The 21,083-nt window shown below is 63.3% G+C and carries 24 protein-coding genes; 11 read left to right on the forward strand and 13 right to left on the reverse strand.

All coding sequences use genetic code 11. The features are described 5' to 3' along the window. Positions 1–24 precede the first annotated feature (24 nt). The gene (locus ACIPV6_RS15955) at positions 25–1,383 is read left to right on the forward strand and encodes an aspartate aminotransferase family protein (protein WP_400271813.1); all 1,359 of its coding nucleotides are present in this window, start codon (positions 25–27) and stop codon (positions 1,381–1,383) included. A 200-nt stretch (positions 1,384–1,583) separates the two neighbouring features. Here the strand turns inward: ACIPV6_RS15955 and ACIPV6_RS15960 are convergent, their stop codons facing one another. From ACIPV6_RS15960 to ACIPV6_RS15970, 3 genes are all read right to left on the reverse strand, one after another. Then, positions 1,584–2,363, reverse strand: coding sequence for an ANTAR domain-containing protein (locus ACIPV6_RS15960; protein ID WP_400271814.1), 780 nt, complete (start codon positions 2,361–2,363; stop codon positions 1,584–1,586). 21 nt (positions 2,364–2,384) lie between these two features. Next, positions 2,385–2,549, reverse strand: a complete 165-nt coding sequence (locus ACIPV6_RS15965) for a hypothetical protein (protein ID WP_400271815.1) — start codon at positions 2,547–2,549, stop codon at positions 2,385–2,387. A gap of 282 nt (positions 2,550–2,831) precedes the next feature. Further along, positions 2,832–3,572, reverse strand: a complete 741-nt coding sequence (locus tag ACIPV6_RS15970; RefSeq protein ID WP_400271816.1) for a GAF and ANTAR domain-containing protein — start codon at positions 3,570–3,572, stop codon at positions 2,832–2,834. Positions 3,573–3,872: 300 nt separating this feature from the next. Here ACIPV6_RS15970 and ACIPV6_RS15975 point away from each other — a divergent pair, with 300 nt between their 5' ends. After that, positions 3,873–4,154 (forward strand): hypothetical protein, encoded by a 282-nt coding sequence (locus tag ACIPV6_RS15975; RefSeq protein WP_400271817.1) that lies wholly within the window; start codon positions 3,873–3,875, stop codon positions 4,152–4,154. 645 nt (positions 4,155–4,799) lie between these two features. Further along, a complete protein-coding gene (locus tag ACIPV6_RS15980; protein ID WP_400271818.1) occupies positions 4,800–5,930 on the forward strand; it encodes an ABC transporter substrate-binding protein in 1,131 nt (376 codons plus the stop codon). A 66-nt stretch (positions 5,931–5,996) separates the two neighbouring features. Here ACIPV6_RS15980 and mtr read toward each other — a convergent pair whose 3' ends face one another. Beyond that, positions 5,997–7,472 carry a mycothione reductase gene (gene mtr / locus ACIPV6_RS15985; protein WP_400271819.1) on the reverse strand — a complete coding sequence of 492 codons (1,476 nt, stop codon included), beginning with the start codon at positions 7,470–7,472 and terminating at the stop codon, positions 5,997–5,999. Between the two features lie 128 nt (positions 7,473–7,600). Between mtr and ACIPV6_RS15990 the strand changes: the two genes are divergently transcribed. Genes ACIPV6_RS15990 through ACIPV6_RS16010 form a run of 5 tightly spaced genes read left to right on the forward strand, consistent with a single transcriptional unit; the run spans position 7,601 to position 11,642 of the window. Next, complete coding sequence (locus tag ACIPV6_RS15990; protein WP_400271820.1) at positions 7,601–8,047, forward strand: SRPBCC family protein; 447 nt, start codon at positions 7,601–7,603, stop codon at positions 8,045–8,047. A gap of 11 nt (positions 8,048–8,058) precedes the next feature. Next, positions 8,059–10,461: a molybdopterin oxidoreductase family protein gene (locus tag ACIPV6_RS15995; RefSeq protein WP_400271821.1), complete on the forward strand. Its 2,403-nt coding sequence runs from the start codon at positions 8,059–8,061 to the stop codon at positions 10,459–10,461. Next, positions 10,458–10,919 carry a hypothetical protein gene (locus ACIPV6_RS16000; RefSeq protein ID WP_400271822.1) on the forward strand — a complete coding sequence of 154 codons (462 nt, stop codon included), beginning with the start codon at positions 10,458–10,460 and terminating at the stop codon, positions 10,917–10,919. The genes ACIPV6_RS15995 and ACIPV6_RS16000 overlap by 4 nt, the downstream gene beginning before the upstream one ends. A gap of 43 nt (positions 10,920–10,962) precedes the next feature. Beyond that, on the forward strand, positions 10,963–11,367 hold the full coding sequence (locus ACIPV6_RS16005; protein WP_400271823.1) for a VOC family protein: 405 nt from the start codon (positions 10,963–10,965) through the stop codon (positions 11,365–11,367). Further along, the gene (locus ACIPV6_RS16010; RefSeq protein WP_400271824.1) at positions 11,364–11,642 is read left to right on the forward strand and encodes a winged helix-turn-helix transcriptional regulator; all 279 of its coding nucleotides are present in this window, start codon (positions 11,364–11,366) and stop codon (positions 11,640–11,642) included. The genes ACIPV6_RS16005 and ACIPV6_RS16010 overlap by 4 nt, the downstream gene beginning before the upstream one ends. A 30-nt stretch (positions 11,643–11,672) precedes the next feature. Here the strand turns inward: ACIPV6_RS16010 and ACIPV6_RS16015 are convergent, their stop codons facing one another. The 8 genes from ACIPV6_RS16015 to ACIPV6_RS16050 form a co-directional block, all read right to left on the reverse strand. Further along, positions 11,673–12,422: an SDR family oxidoreductase gene (locus ACIPV6_RS16015; RefSeq protein ID WP_400271825.1), complete on the reverse strand. Its 750-nt coding sequence runs from the start codon at positions 12,420–12,422 to the stop codon at positions 11,673–11,675. A 75-nt stretch (positions 12,423–12,497) separates the two neighbouring features. After that, positions 12,498–13,895 (reverse strand): MFS transporter, encoded by a 1,398-nt coding sequence (locus ACIPV6_RS16020; protein WP_400271826.1) that lies wholly within the window; start codon positions 13,893–13,895, stop codon positions 12,498–12,500. 352 nt (positions 13,896–14,247) lie between these two features. Continuing rightward, positions 14,248–15,015: an SCO1664 family protein gene (locus ACIPV6_RS16025; RefSeq protein ID WP_400271827.1), complete on the reverse strand. Its 768-nt coding sequence runs from the start codon at positions 15,013–15,015 to the stop codon at positions 14,248–14,250. After that, complete coding sequence (locus ACIPV6_RS16030; protein ID WP_400271828.1) at positions 15,015–15,563, reverse strand: DUF3090 domain-containing protein; 549 nt, start codon at positions 15,561–15,563, stop codon at positions 15,015–15,017. The genes ACIPV6_RS16025 and ACIPV6_RS16030 overlap by 1 nt, the downstream gene beginning before the upstream one ends. 24 nt (positions 15,564–15,587) lie before the next feature. After that, positions 15,588–16,280, reverse strand: coding sequence for a histidine phosphatase family protein (locus ACIPV6_RS16035; protein WP_400271829.1), 693 nt, complete (start codon positions 16,278–16,280; stop codon positions 15,588–15,590). An 83-nt stretch (positions 16,281–16,363) separates the two neighbouring features. Further along, complete coding sequence (locus ACIPV6_RS16040) at positions 16,364–16,555, reverse strand: hypothetical protein (protein WP_400271830.1); 192 nt, start codon at positions 16,553–16,555, stop codon at positions 16,364–16,366. A gap of 99 nt (positions 16,556–16,654) precedes the next feature. Then, a complete protein-coding gene (locus ACIPV6_RS16045) occupies positions 16,655–17,413 on the reverse strand; it encodes an SDR family NAD(P)-dependent oxidoreductase (RefSeq protein WP_400271831.1) in 759 nt (252 codons plus the stop codon). A gap of 11 nt (positions 17,414–17,424) precedes the next feature. Continuing rightward, positions 17,425–18,150 carry a fumarylacetoacetate hydrolase family protein gene (locus ACIPV6_RS16050; RefSeq protein ID WP_400271832.1) on the reverse strand — a complete coding sequence of 242 codons (726 nt, stop codon included), beginning with the start codon at positions 18,148–18,150 and terminating at the stop codon, positions 17,425–17,427. 214 nt (positions 18,151–18,364) lie between these two features. Between ACIPV6_RS16050 and ACIPV6_RS16055 the strand changes: the two genes are divergently transcribed. After that, positions 18,365–19,030: a GntR family transcriptional regulator gene (locus ACIPV6_RS16055; RefSeq protein WP_400271833.1), complete on the forward strand. Its 666-nt coding sequence runs from the start codon at positions 18,365–18,367 to the stop codon at positions 19,028–19,030. A 45-nt stretch (positions 19,031–19,075) separates the two neighbouring features. On the opposite strand, the gene ACIPV6_RS16060 is transcribed toward ACIPV6_RS16055, so the two are convergent. After that, a complete protein-coding gene (locus tag ACIPV6_RS16060) occupies positions 19,076–19,732 on the reverse strand; it encodes a nucleoside/nucleotide kinase family protein (RefSeq protein ID WP_400271834.1) in 657 nt (218 codons plus the stop codon). Positions 19,733–20,046: 314 nt separating this feature from the next. Between ACIPV6_RS16060 and ACIPV6_RS16065 the strand changes: the two genes are divergently transcribed. Further along, complete coding sequence (locus ACIPV6_RS16065) at positions 20,047–20,319, forward strand: hypothetical protein (protein ID WP_400271835.1); 273 nt, start codon at positions 20,047–20,049, stop codon at positions 20,317–20,319. 191 nt (positions 20,320–20,510) lie between these two features. After that, a complete protein-coding gene (locus ACIPV6_RS16070) occupies positions 20,511–20,849 on the forward strand; it encodes a DUF1801 domain-containing protein (protein WP_400271836.1) in 339 nt (112 codons plus the stop codon). Positions 20,850–21,083: the final 234 nt, after the last annotated feature.

The raw sequence follows: 21,083 nt of genomic DNA on the forward strand, positions 1-21,083 counted from the left end.
ACAAGTCCACCGAGAGGAACCCTCATGGTCTCCAGCCCCGCCGCCGTACTCGCAGCAGACGCCGTCGCCGAGCCCAGTGCCGCCATCACCAACGCCGAGGCCATAGAGCTCGACCGGGCCAACGTGTTCCATTCCTGGTCCGCGCAGAAGTCGTTGAAGCCGTTGGTGATCGCCGGCGGCTCCGGCACCACGGTCTGGGACCACGACGGCAACTCCTACCTGGACTTCTCCAGCCAACTGGTCAACACCAACATCGGCCACCAGCACCCCAAGCTGATCGCCGCCATCGCCAAACAGGCCACCGAGCTGGCAACCCTGGCCCCCTCGCACGCCAGCCACATCCGCGGCCGGGCAGCAGCGAGAATCCTCTCCCATGCCCCGGCGAACATGGAGAAAGTCTTCTTCACCAACGGTGGTGCCGACGCGAACGAGAACGCCGTCCGCATGGCCCGCCTGCACACCGGCCGAGACAAGGTCATCTCCCGCTACCGCTCCTACCACGGCAACACCGGTGCGGCGATCGTCGCCACCGGCGACTGGCGCCGCATCCCCAATGAATACGCCCGCGGACACGTCCACGTCTTCGGGCCCTACCTCTACCGCTCCGAATTCTGGGCCGAAACCCCGGAACAGGAAACCGAACGCGCCCTGCACTACCTGCGCCGCACCATCCAATGCGAAGGCCCCCAGTCCATCGCCGCCATCCTGCTCGAAACCATCCCCGGTACCGCAGGCATCATGGTCCCCACCCCCGAATACCTCCAAGGCGTCCGAGCCCTCTGCGACGAATACGGCATCGTCATGATCCTCGACGAGGTCATGGCCGGATTCGGCCGCACCGGCGACTGGTTCGCCCTGGACGCCTTCAACGTCACCCCGGACCTGATCACCTTCGCCAAGGGCGTCAACTCCGGCTACGTACCCGTCGGCGGCGTCATCATCTCCGGCGCCATCGCGGCGACCTTCGATGAACGCGTCTTCCCCGGCGGACTCACCTACTCCGGCCACCCCCTCGCCGCAGCCTCCGTCGTCGCCTCCATCGAAGCGTTCGAAGAAGAAGGCATCGTGGAAAACGCAGCCATGATCGGCCGCGACCACCTCGGCCCCGGACTCCGCGCCCTGGCAGGGAAGCACGACGTCATCGGCGAAGTCCGCGGCCGCGGCGTCTTCTGGGCCCTCGAACTCGTCCAAGACCGCACCACCAAGGAACCCGTCACACCCGCCTACATGGGCCGCCTCAAAGCCAAACTCCTCCGCCTCGGCCTCCTGCCCTTCGCCGCCGACAACCGCATCCACGTCGTCCCACCCGCCGTCGTCACCGCCGAAGAAGTCGCCACAGCCTTGGACATCTACGACCAGGCACTCACCGCCGTCAATCACTAAGTTCTGCCGCTGTTGGTGGATGAGGATCCCGCAGGCTTGGTTGACCAGGTCCCGGCTGTGCTGGGACTCGGCGAGGGCTTGGCTGGTTTTGTGGGGTGCTTCACTGGCCTGGATGTTCGCAAGCAGGGTCGCAGCGGGTTCGGCGAACAGTTCAAGCCAGGACGCCGTCTCGGTACCGAACGCGTCCGGGGCGGGGACGACTATTCGTCGAAGTACGCGGTGACATGGTTCTCGCCCGAAACCCGGGCGACGATCTGCGCCGCGACGTCCCGGAGTTTGGTGTTTCGGTGGCTTGAGGTGTCGGTCAGGACTTTGAACGCGGCGTCTTTGCGGCACCGGTTTTGGGCCATGATGATTCCCACGGCCATGTCGATGACGGCCCGGGATTGCATGGCGGCGTAGAGGTCGTCGCGGGCGTGGCGCAATTGCGCCATTTTCAGGGCCAGGCGTAGGGATTTGGCGGTGTGTTCAGTGAACGTCTCGGCCATGGTGATGTCCGGTGGCGCGAAGCCGTGGCTGCTGACTGAGTACAAGTTCATGACCGCGTCAGCCTCTCCGGCCAGGTCCAGCGGCACGGCGAGGACGGAGCCGACGCCTTCGGCCACGGCGGCGTCGAGATAGTCGCGCCACCGGGTGTCGGCGGCGGTGTCGGGGACGTGGATCAGGGTTTTGTCTCGGAGCGCTGTGAGGCAGGGCCCGTCCCCGTAGCTGTTTTGAAGGTGGTCAAGAACGCTCGCGCGCTCGTCGCTGCTGGCAGCGACGACGCCCTTCTTCCTGCGGATGACCGTCACTCCGCACAAAACTGCGTTGACCGGCGTTGATATTTCGGTGGCCGCGAGGACTGCGAGGTCGGAGAGGAAGACTTCCACGTCTGGGGTGGCGAGGATCATCTCCTGCAGGGTGTAGCCAAGTTCCGGGTCAAGCGCCCGGTCGGTCGTTTGTTCGGGTTGATTAGCTGGGTGCTGATCGGGGGCGGCCATCCAACTCACCTAACGCTTCCCTTAGACGCCGTCAGGGAATGCTGGAGTTTCACGGGAGCGGACGGCCTGGACAGTGGCATCGTTGAAGGTTCCCGCTGTGAAGGCGTAGCAGTTCAGGGCCGCCCGGTCAGGCTCATCCGCTCGGAGTGGGACAGTGGAGGCGGGTAGGTCATCATTGCGGGCCATCAGGCCTCGATCCCATGACGCTCAGGACCTTCGTCAGCGTCCCGGGCTGTTGGTCATGCGCTCTTGGCCGCCCACAACCTAAATGTATTCAACCTCGGACCGCGCAAACCTCCCGAAATCTCCTACCTCTGACACTACACCCCGGAGCCGACGGGGCACACAGCTCCGTGTCGTCCAGGTCCCGAACCTGTGGCGGTAACCAAAACCTTGGTCCGGGTTTTCGCCTGTCCAGGGACCCCCTTGCAGATGTGCTGGGCGCCAGGTTGCGTGGTACTCGGGTGACTAGTCGTCGAAATGGGTCATTGGTGCGGAGGTGGTGCCGTTCCGTTCGTTGACGATGCTCTCGGCGACGGCGTGCAGTTTTTGGTTTCGGTTCTGCGATGCCTGGTGCAGGAACGCGAAGGCCTGCTCCTGGGTGCAGTTGTTTTCCGCCATGATGATTCCTGTGGACAAGTCGATGACCGTCCGTCGGGCCATCGCAGCTTTGAGGTCCTCGGTGAGCAAATCCGCTGTCACGATCCGCAAGGTGAGCCGCAAGGCCTGGCCGGCCATGTCCGCGAAGACCATGGCCTCAGCAACTGCCTCACCGCTGAAGGATCCCGTCTCGGGGGCGAAGAAATTCAGGGCTGCGCAGGCGTCGTTGCCCAGTTCCAAGGGTGCCGCGAGGACACTGCGGGCACCGGCCGCGGCCAGGGTACTCGTGTACTCCGGCCACGGACTGTCGGCGCTCGTGTCCGCCAGGACCACCGGCTGGCCGGTTCGGAGCGCCTGCATGACCGGCCCGTCGCCAAGGGTCTGTTCGACGCCATCCCACAGGATTGCATCGTCACTGCTTCCGGCCAGGGTCACGGCCCGTTTGCGGCGCCACAACGTAACCGCACACTCAATCCTTGAGCCGGTGGCGCGGCTCAGAGTCGTAGCCGCGTAGCGGGTCATGCCGTCCAGAAAGGACGTGATGTCATCGGTACCAGCGATGAGTTGGTGAAGTCGCTGGAAGTCTTCGTTCTGCTCCTCAGTGTCCACATCCAGCATTGTAAAAGTGAGTATTTGGCCCCGCAAGGTGCATCACAGGGCCCGGTGATGCCCGGTTTTCCGGTTCGGCCGGAACAGCAATTAACAGCAGAACAGTGCGGCTGTCGGAAGTCCGCGTTCAGCCGACCCGGTGCCATCCTCCCAGATGTGGGCACCGGCACCTGATGATAGCCACTGGGGCAGCCGCTCCCCGATAATGGGATGCGTTTGACAGGCTGTATTGGGGCTGGAAGAGTGGGCAATTCGCTGATGCAACCGGCGGCCCTTACCCAGAGGCCGGAGGCCTTCGCAATGACCGACATCCACATCAGTGCTTTCCTGGACGAACGCGTAGTCCAGGACCCAACCCTCAATGACAGCCTCGACGTCGGAACCCTTTACGGGTTGTATGTGAGCTGGTGCCTGAGCGCCGGCCAGCATCCGGCACCGCAGGACGTGTTTTGCACCGCACTGCGACACCATGGCGTGGACCACGACGACGATCAAGGCCTGATCCGCGTCTACCCGGGTCTGCGGATCCTCGATCCCTTTACTGACAGTGATGCCATCGCCGGGGCTGCTGCCTCGCAGTAGGGCCCGAGAAGCCCTGCTGGTTTGCCTGTTTCAGGTCCGGGCGGCAGTGGGGTTTTGAAGCCGGCGGCGGCTGGGGGGAGAGTCTCGGTCTCAGAAGACTCTGTCGCCGCCGGCTTCGTACAGGGCCGGACCGCCTTTCGACGGCCGGAGCACCGGTTGGATGAGGCCACCGATGCGATGCGGTGGAAGTTCGGCGATGCTTGGGGCCAACCGTCCTTCCATGTACCAGTCAACAGTTCAGCGGGCTGGGGAACACGAGTATTTTGTACTCGATTTGCGGACACGAGCCGGGGCGTTCTGGGGACTTGTACTCACAAACAACGTCCCGACTACTTGGAATCCGGGCTACAGGCGCCGGCTTCAGTGACGAAATCGGACGCTGCGTAACGCCATATTGCGGTCCATGAAGGTGCACGTCCTCCGGTGACCGAAGGTGTCATTTTTCATTGTTCGGGGTCGCACGGCAACCGTAATCTCAATGCAGCCAAGGCCGCAGGGCAGTAATTCCTGCAGCCGCCGCCTCCCGACCCGGACCGTACGTTCACGGACCTGTCCCGGGTTGCAGGCTACCCCGCATCTGCATCACCATCTCCGTTCCAGGCTTGGACCCAGCAAGCCTGCCGTCTCCCCGAAGGAACACGTCCCGTGTCGTCACCCCAAAACAACTCCTCCACCCGCATCGTTGCTGGTGAATCCGCCAAGCCCAAGCACCGCGCCCTCAAGATCGGCATTGCAGCAGGTTTGGTCCTGCTGATCGGTGCGGGCGCAGCCGTGGCGTCGGTTGTTTCGAATAACAACCAGGCTGCCCCGGCTGTCACCACCTCGCCGGCGGCTGAGCTGAAGCTCGGCTACTTCAGCAACGTCACCCACGGCCCCGCCCTGGTGGGTACCAGCAAGGGCTTCATCGCCAAGGAACTTGGCAGCACCAAGCTCAGCACCCAGGTCTTCAACGCCGGCCCGGCCGCGATCGAGGCCCTGAACGCCGGTGCGATCGATGCCACCTACATTGGCCCGAACCCGGCCATCAACTCGTTCGTCAAGAGCAACGGCGAGTCGATCAGCATCATCGCCGGTGCCGCCGCCGGTGGTGCGCAGTTGGTGGTGAAGCCCGAGATCAACTCGGCAGCGGACCTTAAGGGCAAGGTTGTGGCGTCCCCGCAGCTTGGCGGCACGCAGGATGTGGCGCTGCGGGCCTGGCTGGGCGACCAGGGGTACAAGACCAACCCTGATGGCAGTGGTGATGTGACCATCAACCCCACCGAGAACGCCCAGACGTTGAAGTTGTTCCAGGATGGAAAGCTCGACGGCGCGTGGTTGCCTGAGCCGTGGGCCTCGCGTTTGGTGCTGGAGGCCGGGGCGAAGGTCCTGGTGGATGAGAAGGACTTGTGGGAGAAGGGTGATTTCACCACCACCATCCTGATCGTGAACAAGAAGTTCGCCGCCGAGCATCCGGAGACGGTCAAGGCGTTGTTGAAGGGCCATGTTGAGTCGGTGAACTGGTTGAACTCGGCCTCGGCCGGGGAGAAGGCCTCCACCATCAACGCCGTGTTGAAGGACACCGCGGGCAAGCCGCTCCCGGCCAATGTGATCGACCGGGCGTTGCAGAACATCAAGTTCACTACCGACCCGCTGGCCGGGACCTACAAGAAGCTGCTCCAGGACGGTGTGGACGCAGGCACCACCAAGACCGCCGACATCAACGGCATCTTCGACCTCCGAACCCTGAACGAAGTGGAAGGCAAGAAAACCTCCGCCGCCGGACTCGGCCAGGAATAGCAAGGCACGCCTCGCAGAAGGTGCCCGGGCAAATCAGCCCGGGCACCTTCCTCTTTTAAGATCCGGTTAAGATCCGGATCGCCGGGGGACAAGTGCTCTGGGCCGCCCGGTGATCATCTTGTCTTGGTCGGTCCTGTCGAATTCGAGGCCGAGCAGGGCGTTTTCCGTCACCTCGGGCAGAGCGGGGTGTATCCAATATTGCTTGGTGGCGAAGTCGCGGACGTCCAGATCAAAGGCCAGCACCGTGATCATTTGCTGTATCAGGGTAGAGGCCTGCGGGCCCATGTAGTGGGCGCCGAGGAGCTTTCCTGTCTCATGGTCCGCGACGAGCTTACAGATCCCGGTGGTGTCCTCCAGAGCCCAGCCGTAGGCTACGTCTCCATAGTCCTGCACTTTCACGGTGACCTTGTGGCCGTGTTCGCGGGCCTGGTCCTCGGTCATGCCCACGGTGGCTATCTGGGGGTGGGTGAACGTGGCTGCGGGGACGTGTTGGTGCGGCATCCGCTGCAGGTCGTGGGGGTTCAGCAGATTGTGGCGTACGGCGCGCATTTCGGCATTGGCCACGTGTTTGAGCATGTAGGGGGAGGACACGTCTCCGAGGGCCCAGACACCAGGGGCGGTGGTCGACCTGCCGTATTCATCAACCTCGATGCGCCCGGCTTCCGTCATCGCGATCCCGGCGGATGGCAGGTCCAGCAGGTCCCCATTGGGAATGCGTCCGGTGGCTACCAGTAGTACTTCACCCGTCGCGGAGGTCCCGTCGTCGAGCCTAACCGTAACGCCTTGGGCTGTCTGCCCAGCGTCCACCGCGGTGCGGCCTGACCGGATGTCGAAGCGTTGTGCCGCCAGGGCGTTGAACCGGTCGTGGAGGTCGTGGTCGAGGTGGCGCAGGAGCGTCGAACGGGGGATGACCGTGACGTCGGTACCGAGAGCGTCGAAGACGTGGGCGAACTCCATGGCGATGTAGCCTCCGCCGATGATCACCACGGACTGGGGCTGCTCGGGCAGCCGCATGATGTCCTCATTGGTGTAGTACCGCACGCCGGAGGCGGCGATGGCCTCAGGGATGGAGGGGCGGGAACCGGCGGCGATGACGATCCGATCACCGGAGATCGTCTTCCGGTGCTTGCCTTGGCCGGTGCGCAGGGTGCGTTCACCAACGAAAACAGCATGCTGGTCGTAGACGTCGATGTTCGGGGTCCGTGGGCCTCGGCGGTACTCCTCACCTGAAGCGGCGATGGGGTCGATGCGGTTCCCGAAGATGCGGTTGACCAGGCCCGGCCAGTCAACGGAGCTCACTGTGGCTTCCAGCCCCAATCGTCCCGACTCAGCTATGTCAAGTGCCGTGTCTGCGGTATGGACGTACATCTTGGACGGGATGCAGCCGGCATTGAGGCAAGTGCCGCCGAAGGAGCCTTCCTCGATGATCGCGATCGACTGGTCATCGAACCCGGGTCCGGGGATGGAGTTCCCGGACCCCGTACCGATGATGATCAGGTCGTAATGTCGATCCACGGCGGTGCCGCTGGCAACAGTGTGCATGGGGGTCCTCACTCTGGCGTTTCTCCAACCCTAGTGAACCGAAGGCCGAAGTGCCGGGCTTGGCGCGAAGTAATAAGCATGCTTAGCTTAATTCAGGACTGTTAGTCGCCGTCCTGGAAAGGAAGCACATGTCTACCGTGACGAAGGTCTTCGACACCACAGCCGCCCAGGTGTGGGACGTCATCGCGGACGGTTGGCTCTACTCCGGTTGGGTGGTGGGTGCGTCCAGGATCCGTGGGGTGGAGGACCAGTGGCCAGAGGCCGGATCCAGACTCCACCATTCCGTAGGTTCGTGGCCTTTCCTCATTGACGACAGCACCAGCGTCACGGCGGCAGAGCCGGGACAATCCCTTGGGCTCCTGGCTCGGGGATGGCCCATGGGTGAAGCCAAAGTGTTGATCACGCTCGAGGATGTTGGTGAAGGGAGATGTTGTGTTTCCCTTTCCGAGGATGCTGTCAAAGGGCCGGGGAAGCTTATCCCGGCAGCGTTGCGCAATCTCGTGATCGGCTTCCGGAACCGCGAGACCCTCAGGCGCCTGGAATTGATGGCGGCGGGTAGGGCGGGGGACCGATAGGTGAGTGCGCCATGACAGACCGGATCAAGGACATCTGGGGTACGCGCGCGCCTTATGCCCGCGACCAAGAATGGGTTGCCCGCGTGGACTATGCCCTGGCAGATGGCGTGCGGGAAGACGACGTGGACCGCTGGGTCCAATCTGCATGCGTCCTGTGCAGCAACGGATGCGGCTGCGATATCGCCGTCAAGGATGGCGTGATGGTCGGCATTCGCGGCCGTGCCGTGGATGTGGTCAACAAAGGCAGGCTCGGGCCGAAGGGGCTGTTTGCCAGCTGGCAGGGTGTGGCCAACAAGGACCGGCTCACCAAGCCTCTGATCCGCGAAAACGGGCAACTGGTGGAAACGGACTGGGACACCGCGATGAACAGGATCGTGGAACGCAGCACCCAGCTGCTGAAGGACAAAGGCCCGCTCAGCCACGGTTTTTACACCAGCGGGCAACTTTTCCTCGAGGAATACTACGCGCTGGCAGTCCTGGGCAAGGCCGGCGTTGGCACGCCGCACATGGACGGCAACACGCGATTGTGCACCGCAACCGCCGCCGCTGCACTGAAGGAGACCTTCGGCGCCGATGGGCAACCCGGGTGCTACGAGGACATCGACAGTTGTGACGCCATCTTCCTGTATGGCCACAATATGGCCGAGACGCAGACGGTCCTCTGGTCCCGCATCCTGGATCGCTTGGCCGGCCCCAATCCGCCGAGGCTGGTGTGCGTCGACCCCCGTAATACCGAGGTTGCGCGGCACGCCGAAGTCCACCTTCCCATCAAGCCTGGAACCAACCTCGCGCTGATGCATGCCCTGATCCGAGAAATCCTGCACAACAACTGGTACGACGCGCAGTACGTGCAGCAACACACCCTCGGCTTCGACGAACTCAAGGCCACTGTGGAGCAATGGACTCCCGAAGCCGCTGCTGACGTGTGCGGGGTCGACGCGGAGGACATCCGCAAAGCCGCACGGATCTTCGGCACCACGGACCGTGTCCTGTCCACAGTGCTGCAGGGCTTCTACCAATCGAACCAGGCGACGGCATCGGCCTGCCAGGTCAACAACCTCCACCTGCTGCGCGGAATGCTCGGCCGGCCCGGTGCAGGATTGCTGCAGATGAACGGCCAACCCACCGCACAGAACAACAGGGAATGCGGGGCCGACGGCGATCTTCCGGGCTTCCGTAACTGGCACAACCCCGAGCACATCGAGCAATTGGCGGGCCTGTGGAACGTGGATCCAGCGATCATCCCGCACTGGTCGCCACCCACGCATGCCATGCAGATCTTCCGCTACGCTGAGCAGGGGTCCATCAACTTCCTGTGGATCTCGGCCACCAACCCGGCCGTTTCCCTGCCCGAACTGCCGAGGATCCGCAGGATCCTTGCCAAGCCTGAACTTTTCCTGGTTGTCCAGGACCTTTACCTGACGGAAACAGCCGCGGTTGCCGACGTCGTACTTCCCGCGGCGGCGTGGGGAGAGAAGACCGGAACCTTCACCAACGCGTCCCGTGTGGTGCACGTTTCGGACCAAGCGGTGGACCCGCCGGGGGAGGCGCGCAGCGACCTGGACATCTTCCTCGACTACTCCCGACGGATGGCCTTTACCAACCTGGCCGGTCAACCGCTGCTGGCGTGGTCCGGCCCGGAGGATGCCTTCGAAGCGTGGAAGGAGGCCTCGAAAGGGCGGCCTTGCGACTACTCGGGCCTCAGCTATGCCAGGCTCCGCGGCGGCAGCGGCATCCCGTGGCCCTGCACGGAGGACCGCCCCGAAGGGACCACGCGCCTGTACACGGATGCCCACTTCCCGTCCGACGCCGGGTACTGCGAGAACTTCGGCCACGACCTTCTGACCGGCGCCGAAGTGGAAGTGGACAGTTATAAGGCCAAGGAGCCTAAGGGCCGCGCCTGGCTTAAGACCACGCAGTTCCATCCGCCGCACGAGGAACCGGACGACGAGTATCCGCTGCTCTACTCCACCGGCCGAACCGCCTACCATTTCCACACCCGGACCAAGACCGCGCGGTCGAAGCCCCTCAACGCTGCAGCTCCGCGGATGTGGTTTGAGCTCTCGGTGGATGACGCGGCCGGGCTGGGGATTTCAGAGGGCGACGTCGTTCGCGTCACCTCCCGTCGTGGCGTGCTTGAGGCGCCCGCCCGGGTCAGCGGAATCCGCCCCGGGACGGTGTTTGCTCCGTTCCACTACGGCTACTGGGACAACCCGGACGCAGACGGCAACAAGCCCGATGAGGACACGTTCCATACGGCCGCCAACGAGTTGACTCTCACCGAGTGGGACCCCGTTTCAAAGCAACCTGTGTTCAAGAACGCGGCAGTCAGGGTGGAAAAGATTTGCGACGGCGCAGGAATGGCCCCCGCACCCACAACCACCGCTTCCCGACCGGCAGGGCAGGACCAATGAACCTCCACCTTTACCTCGGCCTCCTTCACAAGGGAGAACAAACCCTCGCGGAATCGTTCCGGCAGGTTTCGGAAGGCCACGGCGCCGAGCCGGACATCCACTTCCTTTGCCAGACGCTCGCCAAGCAGTGCGACCACCACGGGGACGTTCTTCGCCCCTTGGCAGAAAGGTACGGGGAGGATTCCCTGGACAACCAGCCCGAACGGCTGCACGCGGACGGCCTCTCGAAAACAAGAAGCGGACCGGTGGGCCTCCTGCGGGATCTCCAGGATGTCTACGTACTGGCGAGCCTTGTGGACATGACCTGGACGGTGGTTGCGCAGGCGGGATCCGCACTCCGCGACGAAGAGCTGCTCGCCGCCGTCGAAAGCTGCCAAGAGGAGACCCGGACGCAACTGGGCTGGCTGAAGACCCGGATGAAGCAGGCCGCCCCACAGGCCTTGCTGGTGGCTGAGTAGCGGGACCCTTGACGCCGTACTTGCATTTTGCAAGTATGGCCGCATGAGCCTATTCATCACCTGCCCCGTTGAGAACGTCGAGCGCTCCACCGCCTTTTACACCGCCCTCGGATGGACCCTGAACGCCGAGATGTCCGATCACAACGTGTCATGTTTCGCGATCGCTCCCGAGCAATACGTCATGCTCGGCAGCCGCGAGATGTACGCGAGCGTCGGTGGCTCCGAAGAACTGATCGGCGGGCCCGACACCCCATCGAAAGTCACGGTCTCGTTCGACCTCGGCAGCCGTGAGGCGGTTGACGAACTCACCGAACGCGCCGGTGCTGCCGGCGGGCGGATCGGTGACACCGACGATTACCCCTTCATGTACCAGCGCCAGTTCGACGATCCCGATGGCTACCACTACTCGCCGTTTTGGATGAAGCCGGACGCCGCTCCAACCGCGTGAGCAACCTCGCCGCAGCCCTCGACATCGTCGGATCACGGTGGGCCCTGCTCATCGTGGAACGGCTGCTTGAGGGACCACAGCGCTACGGCGACCTGCAGCGTGACCTCGGGATTCCGACCAACATACTCGCCACGCGGCTCCGCGAACTCGAGACCGCGGGCGTACTGTCGCGACTGCCGCTGCGGCACAACACCCGGGCCTACGCGCTGACCGATCGAGGGATCGCTTTGAGCGAGGCCATCGCCGCCCTGGCACGCTGGGGCAGCGAGGAATGACCTGAGGATGGTGACACCCTGGAAAAGGGTTCAGCGTCGGTCGAAGGTGAGTCCGCCGGGGACCTGGAAGGTGGGCATGAGTTCGAGCATGCCCACGTTGACGTGGCGCGGGGTTTCGATCGCGTAGTCCAGGGCGTTGACGATGTCGTCGGTGGTGAGGGATTCGTAGCCTTCGTAGTAGGTCTTCCAGGCCTCTTCCATGGCTTCGGGGGAGCCGCCCATGTTCCGGCCGAAGATCTCCGTCTCCACCCGGCCCGGGCAGATCTCGGTGACGCGGATGCGTTTGCCCACGGTGTCGTTGCGCAGCTGCCGGGAGATCTGGTGCACCGCGGCCTTGGTGGCGTGGTAGACCGTGTGGCCGTAGAAGTTGTACAGCCCGGCGATGGAGCTGATGTTGACCACGTGGCCCAGGTCCCGTTCCACCATGCCCGGCAGGACCAGGCGGGTGAGCTGGAGCAGCCCGCGCAGGTTCACGTCCACCAGTTCGTCGATGTCCTGTTCGGAGGAATCCAGGATGTTCCCCGGACGGGACACCCCGGCGCAGTTGACCAGTACGTCCACTTTGAGGTCCCCGACGGCGGCGGACAGCGCGGCGGTGTCGGTCAGGTCCACAACGTGCGGGACAGCGCCGGTGCGCTCGGCCAGTTCGGCCAGGCGTTCCTCGTTCCGGGCCACGGCATGGACCGTGAGACCGCGCTTGGCCAGGCGCTCAGCGATCGCGGCGCCCATACCCGTGGACGCACCCGTGACCAGGGCGGTGGTGTAGTCGGAAAATGACATGGGATCCTCCAAAAAGGTGGGAAAAGGGGCGGGCACCATCGCTTAGCGACAGCACCCGCCCTTCGAGGTGGACCGCTACTTCTTGGCGCCGGACTGGGCGGCGAGGTTGCGTGCGTCGCCGGCGGGCGTTGCAGCCGCGGCGGCTACGACAGCCTTTTCCTGCTCGCTCTGATGCAGGTCGTCGAGCTGTTCCAGCGTGTACTTGGTGGTTTCCTTGGCGGTGAGCGCCGATGCGCCAGCGATGATCATGAATCCGAGGGCGATCATTGACGGGCCAACCCAGCCCTTGAGATCCGGACCCGCGAGTGCCGTCGAAAGAACCGGGCCGATGACGCCCGAGACAGCGAAGCCGATCTGGGTGCCAAGGGCGAGACCGGAGACGCGCAGTCGGCTGGGGAACATCTCGGAGAAGAAGGACGGCCAGGAGGCGTTCACCATCGAGTAGAAGAGCGAGTAGTTGATGATCCCGAAAATGAAGATCAGCGCCCAGTTGCCGGTAGTGATTGCCCAGAGGTAGGGCATCATCGTGATGCCTACGCCAACCGTTCCAAGGAGGAACATGGTCTTGCGGCCGATCTTGTCGACCAGGAAGCCGGCCAAGGGAGTGATGGCGAGGGCGACCACGGCCGAGACCGTGGTGGTCAGGAGCATGGTCGGTTTGTCCAGCCCGTATCCGGTAGTTCCGAAGGCGACCGAGAAGGTCTGCATCATGTAGCTGGTGCCGGCGATAATCGCACAGAAGACGATCCGGAGAACGGCGCGCCAGTGGAAGCGCAGGAGGTGCTTGAGCGGAGACGAGTTCACGTTGCGCGACTGGTTCTTGACGAACTCCGGCGGCTCCTGGACATGGCGGCGGATCAGGAAGGCCACCACTACCACCAGCGCGGAGAGCCAGAACGGGATGCGCCAGCCCCAGGTCAGCAGCTGCTCTTTGGGCATGGCGGCGATCGGGATGAAGACCAGCAACGTCAAGAGCGTGCCGGTGGAGGCACCCAGCGTGGTGAAGCTGGTGATGAACCCGCGACGGCGCTCGGAAGAGTGTTCCAGGCTCATGCTGATGGCGCTGGCCTGCTCACCGGAAAGGCAGAGACCCTGGATGACGCGGATGAGTACCAGCAGGATCGGCGCGAGGGCTCCGACCTGCGCGAACGTCGGCAGGCAGCCGATCAGGAAGGTGCAACCGCCGATCCCGAACAGGGTGATCATCATGACAAACTTCCGGCCGAAGCGGTCACCCATGGGACCCAGGATCAGGGAACCGAGGGGACGTACCGCGTAGCCGACAGCGAAGGTGACCATCGCAAGCAGCACGCTGATGCCCTGCGGCAGCTCAGGGGAGAAGAAGAGGACGTTGAAGATCAGCGCCGATGAGGTGCCGTACACGGCGAAGTCGTAGTACTCCAGCGTGGTTCCGATCCAGGCGGCAATTGCCGCCCTGGCCGGTGTCTTCTTAGGAAGAGTGGTATTTGTCATTTCGTCTCCATGGCGATGGGTGAGAAGCGGTCTTCCGGTTCTGGGCGAGCTGGGAAAGGGATCTCGAGTTATACGACCGGCAGGACCTGCTTGAGCTGTTATGCACGGGCGTTGTCTGTTCGTGCAGCTCTGCCGACTGGCCTCTGAGATCAAACTAATCCGTGAGGTGTGGGTCACACAAAGACAGCTTTTATGTCGCTACATAGCGATAAGTTATGGATGTTGCCCGTCCGGAATTGGCGCCACCATGCATAAGCAAGCGCTATCTGGGCATCCTGATTTTGTCTTACGCGATTATCGCTTGCGGTGCAGGAATGGCCCGGCTGTGACCCGTGAACAGCGGCCAGAGCTCCTAGAACAGCGGCCAGGGAACCGCGGACATCTCTCCACCCGGGGCGGGGAATCTTCCTGCCAGGAGCAGGCGTTCGCAGCGTGCCGAGAGCGCTTCGATCTCTTCGGCGCGGAGCAGTTCCGCGAGGTCCTGGCGCAGGCCGCCGCCGAGTCCATCGCTGACACGGCCAATGCCGTCCCGCTCCTCGGGGGTCAGGGAGTCACCCAACCATCCCCAAAGCACCGTGCGCAGCTTGTGCTCGCTGTGAAAGGTGAGCCCGTGGTCCACGCCGTGCCTCTGTCCATCCGACATGGCCAGGACGTGGTTGCCCTTGCGGTCCGCGTTGTTGACCACAATGTCGAACACTGCCATCCGTCTGAGCGCCGGTGTGTCCTCATGAACCAGTGCCACCATCTGTCCGGTCCCGTCCTGCCCTTCGAGGACCTGCTTCCAGCCGGTTTCGGGCACTTCGGCGGAAGCCACCAGGTCAACGGCGGGGTGGTCTGGGTCCTGCTCCTGCCAGAGTTGCACCATGCCTTCGCCCAAGGGGCCCTCGCGCAGCCACGTGTGCGGCACGATGTCCCAGCCGAAGGCCTCCGAGACGAGGTACGCTGCCACCTCCCTCTGGGCGAGGGTGCCATGCGGGAAATCCCACAGCGGACTTTCGCCCGCAATGGGTTTGTAAACCACTTGTACGTCGCCGATGCTGCCCAGGAAGGTAGCGTTCGATGCGGTGGTGATGCGGCCAGTGAGCGTGAGCTCACCGGCCAGCAGGTCCTGATCCGGCATCAGGCCTCGGGAGGCGTGCAGGTGTGGCCCTCGGGGTCGATGGGGTACCCGCACAGCTCGCACATCGGGCGTCCGGCAGCGACGATTTCGCGGGTGCGCTTGGCAAACGCGCGCGCCGCGCCGACCGGCATGCGCACCACCATCATCTCGGCGAACTCAGCGACCTCCGCCTCAAGGGGTTCTTCGTCGGGATCGACGTCGGCAATGGGGTAGGCCTCGATGACCACCTGCGCAGTGGATGGATCCCAACCCAGGCTCATGGCGCCGGTCCGGAATTGCTCGTGCGGTTCCTCCAGCGGGTCGTTGTCCACGAGTTCAACGGGCGTTCCCTTGGGAACACTGAAGGGGTTGCCCTCCACTGTGATGAGTTGGTCGAGAATCTCGTCGATCTTTTCCGCGAGCAGGGAAGACTGCTGCTTCTCAAGGGCGATGCTCACCATCTGCCTCCCGGCGCGCACCTGGAGGTAGAACGTGCGTGCCCCTGGGAGGCCAACGGTGCCAATGACAACCCGGTCAGGCCAATCGAACTCGTGAACGCGCGTAGGCATGTGAGTATTTTATGCACACGGAGTTCACGGAGTCTTCTGCCCGGCGCCACCGCCCACAGGAGCATCGCTGGTCAGGATGCCTTTGGAGAGCCAGGACAGATCGCCCGCCTCCGTATTGGTGGCATAAACGCTGGGCATGGTGGATCCGTAGTGGACAATCGACACGGAGGCTGGACCGACGTTGATGCGCTGGAACAAATCCAGGTGCATGCCGAGCGCGTCCGCGAGGATGGACTTGATGATGTCCCCGTGGCTGACGGCCACCCACACGGCCCCGGCACCGTGCTCGGCCTCGAAGGCTGCATCGTGTCGGCGGATCGCTGCGACCGAGCGCGCCTGCATCGCGGCCATGGATTCGCCGTTGGGGAACACTACGGCGGACGGGTGCGATTGCACCACCGGCCACAATTCCTCGTTCGCGAGCTCACTGAGCGCGCGTCCCTGCCACTGGCCATAGTCGCATTCGGTGAGGTCAGGTTCGATGGGTGCATGCGGCGTGCCGGGCTGGCGGTTGAGGACGTGTTGGGTGGTCTGCAGGCAGCGTTCCAGGGGACTGGATACCACCCCAACCACCGGAACGGCCGCGAGCCGGTCTCCGGTCAGGGCGGCCTGTTCGTGCCCGGTCTGGTCCAGGCTGATTCCCGGAGCCCGGCCTGCCAACAGACCCGTGGCATTGGCTGTGGTGCGTCCGTGCCGCACGAGGATAACTGTCGCCATCCGACCAGCCTAGCCACCCGACCGACGACTTTGTTTCCAGGAGCATGGAAACGCACCCGCGCCGATCGGGTTCGGCGTAGTGGCTACCGCGGCGGCCTTACCGTGTACTCGGCGATGATGACGCCCGTGGTGGTAACAAGACTGCGCACCTCGTCCTGGAATCCGTTCGCCCAGCCGCCACGGCCAAAGCCGTTCCTTGTGTCTTCATCGGCGCGGCCTGGACCCTGCATGACGCCGTCCAGGGTGATGCTTTCGAACACGGTGATCGTGGACATTGCTTCCTCCTGGCCGCGTGATGCGGGCTTTCAGCAGGTGGTTGGGGACAGGTTCACCAGTCTTTGCCAACACAAGCAGCAAGTCAAAGCTCTGCCCGCCTAAAACGGCAGTGGAAGCTTCGCCATCCGTCCTCCGTCCAGGACCAGCACCTCACCTGTCATGAATCCGGCGCGGTCGCTGGCCAGGAAGACGGCGAGGTCGCCGACGTCCCCAGGCTGCCCGATGCGGCCAGCCGGGTGCAAGGCCCTAAGCCCCGCTCGGGCAGCAACCGGGTCGGCTTGGGCGTCGATGTACTTTTCGCTGAGTTCGGAAGCAATCCACCCCGGCGCAATGGCATTGCAGCGGATGGCGTCGGCACCCAAATCAACAGCCAGCGCCTTTGTCATTCCGTGGATGCCGGCTTTGGAGGCCGAGTAGGCAGAGTGCCCAGGGTTGGCAGCGAGTCCCTCGATCGAGCCGATGTTGATGATGCTTCCGCCACTGCTGCGCCGGAGGTGGGGAAGAGCGGCTTGGATCAGGAAGAGCGGGGCCCGCAGATTCAGGGCCATCATGAGATCCCATTCGCCGGGTTGGATGTCCTCCACGCCACGCTCGAACATGATGCCGGCGTTGTTGACCAGGATGTCGATGGCACCCAGGTGCCCAACTGCCTGTTCGACGGCGGTTGGGATCGCCGCCAGGTCGGTCAGGTCTGCCTGGATCAAGTGCACGTTCGGGTGGCTGGCCAAGGAATCCTCAAGGGGCCGGCGTTGTACGACGACGACGCTCGCGCCCTCCTCGAGGAACCGCCGGGTGATTCCGCTGCCGATTCCCTGGCCGCCGCCGGTTACGATGGCAGCTTTTCCGTTGAGTTGCATGGGTGGTTCCTTCAGTCGCGCTGGCCGGCGGCCGCCGTCGAACGTTGAACGGACTTAACGCGGTTGGTGAGTTTGCCGATGCCTTCGATCTCCACGGTGACAACGTCGCCGTCTTTCAAGCCGACGGGAGGGTTGAGGAAGACGCCCACGCCGGCGGGCGTGCCAGTCAGGATGAGGTCACCCGGCTCCAACGTGGCTGTCTGCGAGACGAAGCTGACAATGTCGGCAACGCTGAAGATCATGTTGGCTGTGGTGGAGTCCTGCATGAGGATTCCGTTCAACCAGAGCTTGATCCCCAGGTTCTGGGGGTCCGGGACCTGGTCAGCCGGGACCATGGCCGGGCCGATGGGGCAGAACGTGTCCAGGCTCTTGCCGCGGACCCACTGGCCGTCGTCAAACTGCATCTCCCTTGCGGAAACATCGTTGGCGCAAAGGTAGCCGGCCACGTAGTCCAGGGCTTTGTCGCTCGGGATATTCCGAGCCCGCCGGCCGATGACAACGGCCAGTTCTGCTTCGTAGTCGGTGCGCAGGCCCTCTGGCACCAGGATCTCACTGCCATCGCCGACAAGCGTATTGGGCCACTTGGCAAAGAGAAGGGGGCGGGTTGGGGCGTCGAGGCCTGCCTCGGTGGCGTGGTCGCGGTAGTTCAATCCGACACAGACAATTTTCGACGGCGGCCCTATCGGCAGGCCGTCTGCGGCACCGGATGTGGTGGGGGACTGGGTGTAGGTGGTCATGTCAGGACTCTTTCCGGTGGGTGTTTGTGCGAGCGGTTTTGCCTAGGGACGATGGCTCGCCCGGGACCCTGCGTCCTTGCATTGTGGGATTCCTTTCGCAGTACGTCACGGCAACCTTGCTGCAAGCGAAACTGACAATATGCATATTTTTCCGCGCGGTCAATATCGAATATGCATATTGTCCCAGTGCGTGGAGTCCTGCGATACTTGGCCCATGTCCACACTCACGGGTTCGCTCCGCTCAACCACCATTGCGGGGGCGATCGCGGCCGAACTCCGCGCCGAAATCGCCGCTGGGCGCATCGCGCCGGGGGAGAAGCTACGCCAGAACGAATTGGCCGCCCGTTTTGGCGTGAGTACCACCCCGGTGCGCGAAGCCATTGCCATCCTTCGGCATGAGGGATTGGTGCGTCATTCCCCGCAGCGGGGGGCTACGGTCTTCGCGCCCTCGGTTGCGGAGTTGCGCGAGCAGTATGCCATCCGCACGGAGCTGGAAGCACTCGCAGTCAGGCATGCTGCCTGCAACTTCCACGAAGGCGACGCCGCACCCCTTCAGGCAATCATCGATGAAATGACGCAGTGCACGGATCCGGACCGGTATGTGGAATTGAACCACCAATTCCACATGGGTCTTTACCGACTCTCCGGCATGGAGCAGCTGGTGGAATTGATCGACAACCTGCGGGGATCCTCATCGGCATACCTGCAGATCTATGCGACGACCAGCAGCCCTTCGCCCCAGCTGGATGACGAGCACAGCCGTATTCTGGAGGCCTGCAAATCAGGTGACGTAGCCGCAGCTGACAAAGCCATTCGGGACCATTTGCAGACCAGCGTCCAGAGCATTCTCAGCACGCTCCCGGAAGACACCGCCAAATAACCCACTGGTGGGCGCCTCGGAATCCGGCCCGGCCGATTGCGAACCCTAGCGGCGCCTGACGACGAGGTCGGCGAAACTCCTTGTCGACTCGATGAACCGCGCATTGGCTTCATCAGGGCCATTCGCCCAGGCTTCAGCATCAGCCGGCGCCATTCCCGACATAACGTGTCGTTGGATGAGCTGGGCGACGCGGATCTCCTCTGGTGCCTCTACGAACCAGACTTCGTCCAGGTAACCGCGAACTTCGCTCCAGCGGCCCTGCCGGGCCAGGAGGTAGTTGCCTTCCGTCAAGACGAACGTGGCACCCTTGGGAACAGCGATGGATGCCGCGACGGGTTCTTCAAGGCCGCGGCGGTAGGCAGGCGCGTAGATGACATCCTCGTCGTTGCGCCGCAGCCGTTGAAGCAGGGAAAGGTATCCGCCGACGTCGAACGTGTCGATTGCGCCTTTCCGTTCCCTCAGCGGCGTCCCATCAATGATGGAGTTCGCCAAGTGGAATCCATCCATGGGAACCACGGCTCCGTCTGGGCCAAATTGCTCGGCGAGGCGTTCGGCAAGAGTGGTTTTGCCCGCACCCGGAGCCCCCACCAAGCCGATGATCAGACGTTCGCCCGGGCTGGCTGCGCCACGAAGACGCCGTTCAAGGTCGGCGATATCGCAGGGAACAGCGGGCACTGTTTGTTTGGCGCCGGAGGAATTCAACCTTTGAGCGCTCCATCCAGAAGGGCATGCAGCTCCTGGAAGTGCCGCTCGGCGTCGCCGTCTGAGGCGGGGATGTGAATGACCATGGGGATTACCCTATACCCGAGGATCAACCTTTAAACCTAATTCGCTCTTGAACTGTGACATTAAAGGTTTGTACACTTACAGCATCAGAGGGACTGTTAAGGGGGCCGGTTCCACATAATTCCAAGGAATAAAGGGTCACCGTGGACCACGAGGATACAGTCACCATTTGGAGGCGGGCCGGCAATCAAACACCGCCCCGTCAGCTGAGTCTCTACGCTCAGGCGCTTGTGAGGGAGTGCCCTGTAGGCATTTACCGGGCACTGAACGATGCCCAGGAAGACCGAGCGCTGCTGGCCCTGTTCCGTGTGGACAGGCCGCAAGCGACCCTGGCTTCCCTGCACCAACTTCCGGCTCTTGCCCTCTCCAGTTACCACCAGCTGCTCCACGACCTCGCGCGTGAAGGACTGGGGCCCGGGGGTTTCGACGGCGAAGTCCCCATCTGTCCGTCGCTGCCGGTACGGTCCAACCCGCCGGACCACCCGTGGAGGAGCCATGTGTGACAACTGCCGCCGGGCCCTGTACGAGTTGAACCTCCAGTGGGGCAACCAGTCATTGGACATCGCAAGGATCCGACGCATCCTCGACGGCCAGGAAGACGAGGCAGCGTAGCTTCGCCGGGCCCTTTATTCGGCGGCTATCCTTTCTGTACTGCCCATTGACCAGCAATCCGCCCCAAGGAGGCCGTAACACCATGTTTACGAAAAAAGGCGACGCCGCAGTCCTCGCCAAACTAGGCGAAGCTCCCGCACCGTACCGGGAGATCGGCGAACGCCTTCACCGCATCATCAGGGACAACGCGCCGTCCCTGGAGCCCATCGTCCGCTGGGGACTGCCGTTCTATGTGAAGGACGGCCAGGATGTTTGCTACATCAAGCCGGACAAGGACTACATCGTCTTCGGCTTTGGGGAAGTGATTAATCCTGCCCAGGAGGAGGGAGCCCACATGCACCCGGTCGCCTGGAACATCACATCGCTCGACGATGCCACCGAAGCCAGGATCAAGGCCCTGGTAGAAAAGGCGGCCAGCTGACCTCCGCCACTGGCGGACACAGGAAAGCGCGAACGACGGCGGCTGGCCCGTTTCGGTTCCCCGGAAACCAAAGCGGCCTGCCGCCGTCGTGCTTTATGGCCCTTAAGGGGTTAGTGCCCTTTCGCAAAGTCACGGGTCTTTCATGACGACTGCGTTAAGTTGTGCTGGTCACATCCGTTTGCTTCTTCACGGGTGATCCGCCCACTCTTGCATCACCCTATATTTCAGCGCTTG

The organism is Paenarthrobacter sp. NPDC089988 (assembly GCF_044748465.1).
Taxonomy (GTDB): Bacteria; Actinomycetota; Actinomycetes; order Actinomycetales; family Micrococcaceae; genus Arthrobacter.

Coding starts and splice junctions, on each gene's coding strand:
- ACIPV6_RS15975 (WP_400271817.1), top strand. CDS start 3,873: ATGACCGACATCCACATCAGTGCTTTCCTGGACGAACGCGTAGTCCAG.
- ACIPV6_RS15960 (WP_400271814.1), bottom strand. CDS start 2,363: ATGGCCGCCCCCGATCAGCACCCAGCTAATCAACCCGAACAAACGACC.
- ACIPV6_RS15995 (WP_400271821.1), top strand. CDS start 8,059: ATGACAGACCGGATCAAGGACATCTGGGGTACGCGCGCGCCTTATGCC.
- ACIPV6_RS16035 (WP_400271829.1), bottom strand. CDS start 16,280: ATGGCGACAGTTATCCTCGTGCGGCACGGACGCACCACAGCCAATGCC.
- ACIPV6_RS16005 (WP_400271823.1), top strand. CDS start 10,963: ATGAGCCTATTCATCACCTGCCCCGTTGAGAACGTCGAGCGCTCCACC.
- mtr (WP_400271819.1), bottom strand. CDS start 7,472: ATGCACACTGTTGCCAGCGGCACCGCCGTGGATCGACATTACGACCTG.
- ACIPV6_RS16015 (WP_400271825.1), bottom strand. CDS start 12,422: ATGTCATTTTCCGACTACACCACCGCCCTGGTCACGGGTGCGTCCACG.
- ACIPV6_RS16040 (WP_400271830.1), bottom strand. CDS start 16,555: ATGTCCACGATCACCGTGTTCGAAAGCATCACCCTGGACGGCGTCATG.
- ACIPV6_RS15965 (WP_400271815.1), bottom strand. CDS start 2,549: ATGGCCCGCAATGATGACCTACCCGCCTCCACTGTCCCACTCCGAGCG.
- ACIPV6_RS16055 (WP_400271833.1), top strand. CDS start 18,365: ATGTCCACACTCACGGGTTCGCTCCGCTCAACCACCATTGCGGGGGCG.
- ACIPV6_RS15990 (WP_400271820.1), top strand. CDS start 7,601: ATGTCTACCGTGACGAAGGTCTTCGACACCACAGCCGCCCAGGTGTGG.
- ACIPV6_RS16045 (WP_400271831.1), bottom strand. CDS start 17,413: ATGCAACTCAACGGAAAAGCTGCCATCGTAACCGGCGGCGGCCAGGGA.
- ACIPV6_RS16025 (WP_400271827.1), bottom strand. CDS start 15,015: ATGCCGGATCAGGACCTGCTGGCCGGTGAGCTCACGCTCACTGGCCGC.
- ACIPV6_RS16020 (WP_400271826.1), bottom strand. CDS start 13,895: ATGACAAATACCACTCTTCCTAAGAAGACACCGGCCAGGGCGGCAATT.
- ACIPV6_RS16000 (WP_400271822.1), top strand. CDS start 10,458: ATGAACCTCCACCTTTACCTCGGCCTCCTTCACAAGGGAGAACAAACC.
- ACIPV6_RS16070 (WP_400271836.1), top strand. CDS start 20,511: ATGTTTACGAAAAAAGGCGACGCCGCAGTCCTCGCCAAACTAGGCGAA.
- ACIPV6_RS15955 (WP_400271813.1), top strand. CDS start 25: ATGGTCTCCAGCCCCGCCGCCGTACTCGCAGCAGACGCCGTCGCCGAG.
- ACIPV6_RS16050 (WP_400271832.1), bottom strand. CDS start 18,150: ATGACCACCTACACCCAGTCCCCCACCACATCCGGTGCCGCAGACGGC.
- ACIPV6_RS16030 (WP_400271828.1), bottom strand. CDS start 15,563: ATGCCTACGCGCGTTCACGAGTTCGATTGGCCTGACCGGGTTGTCATT.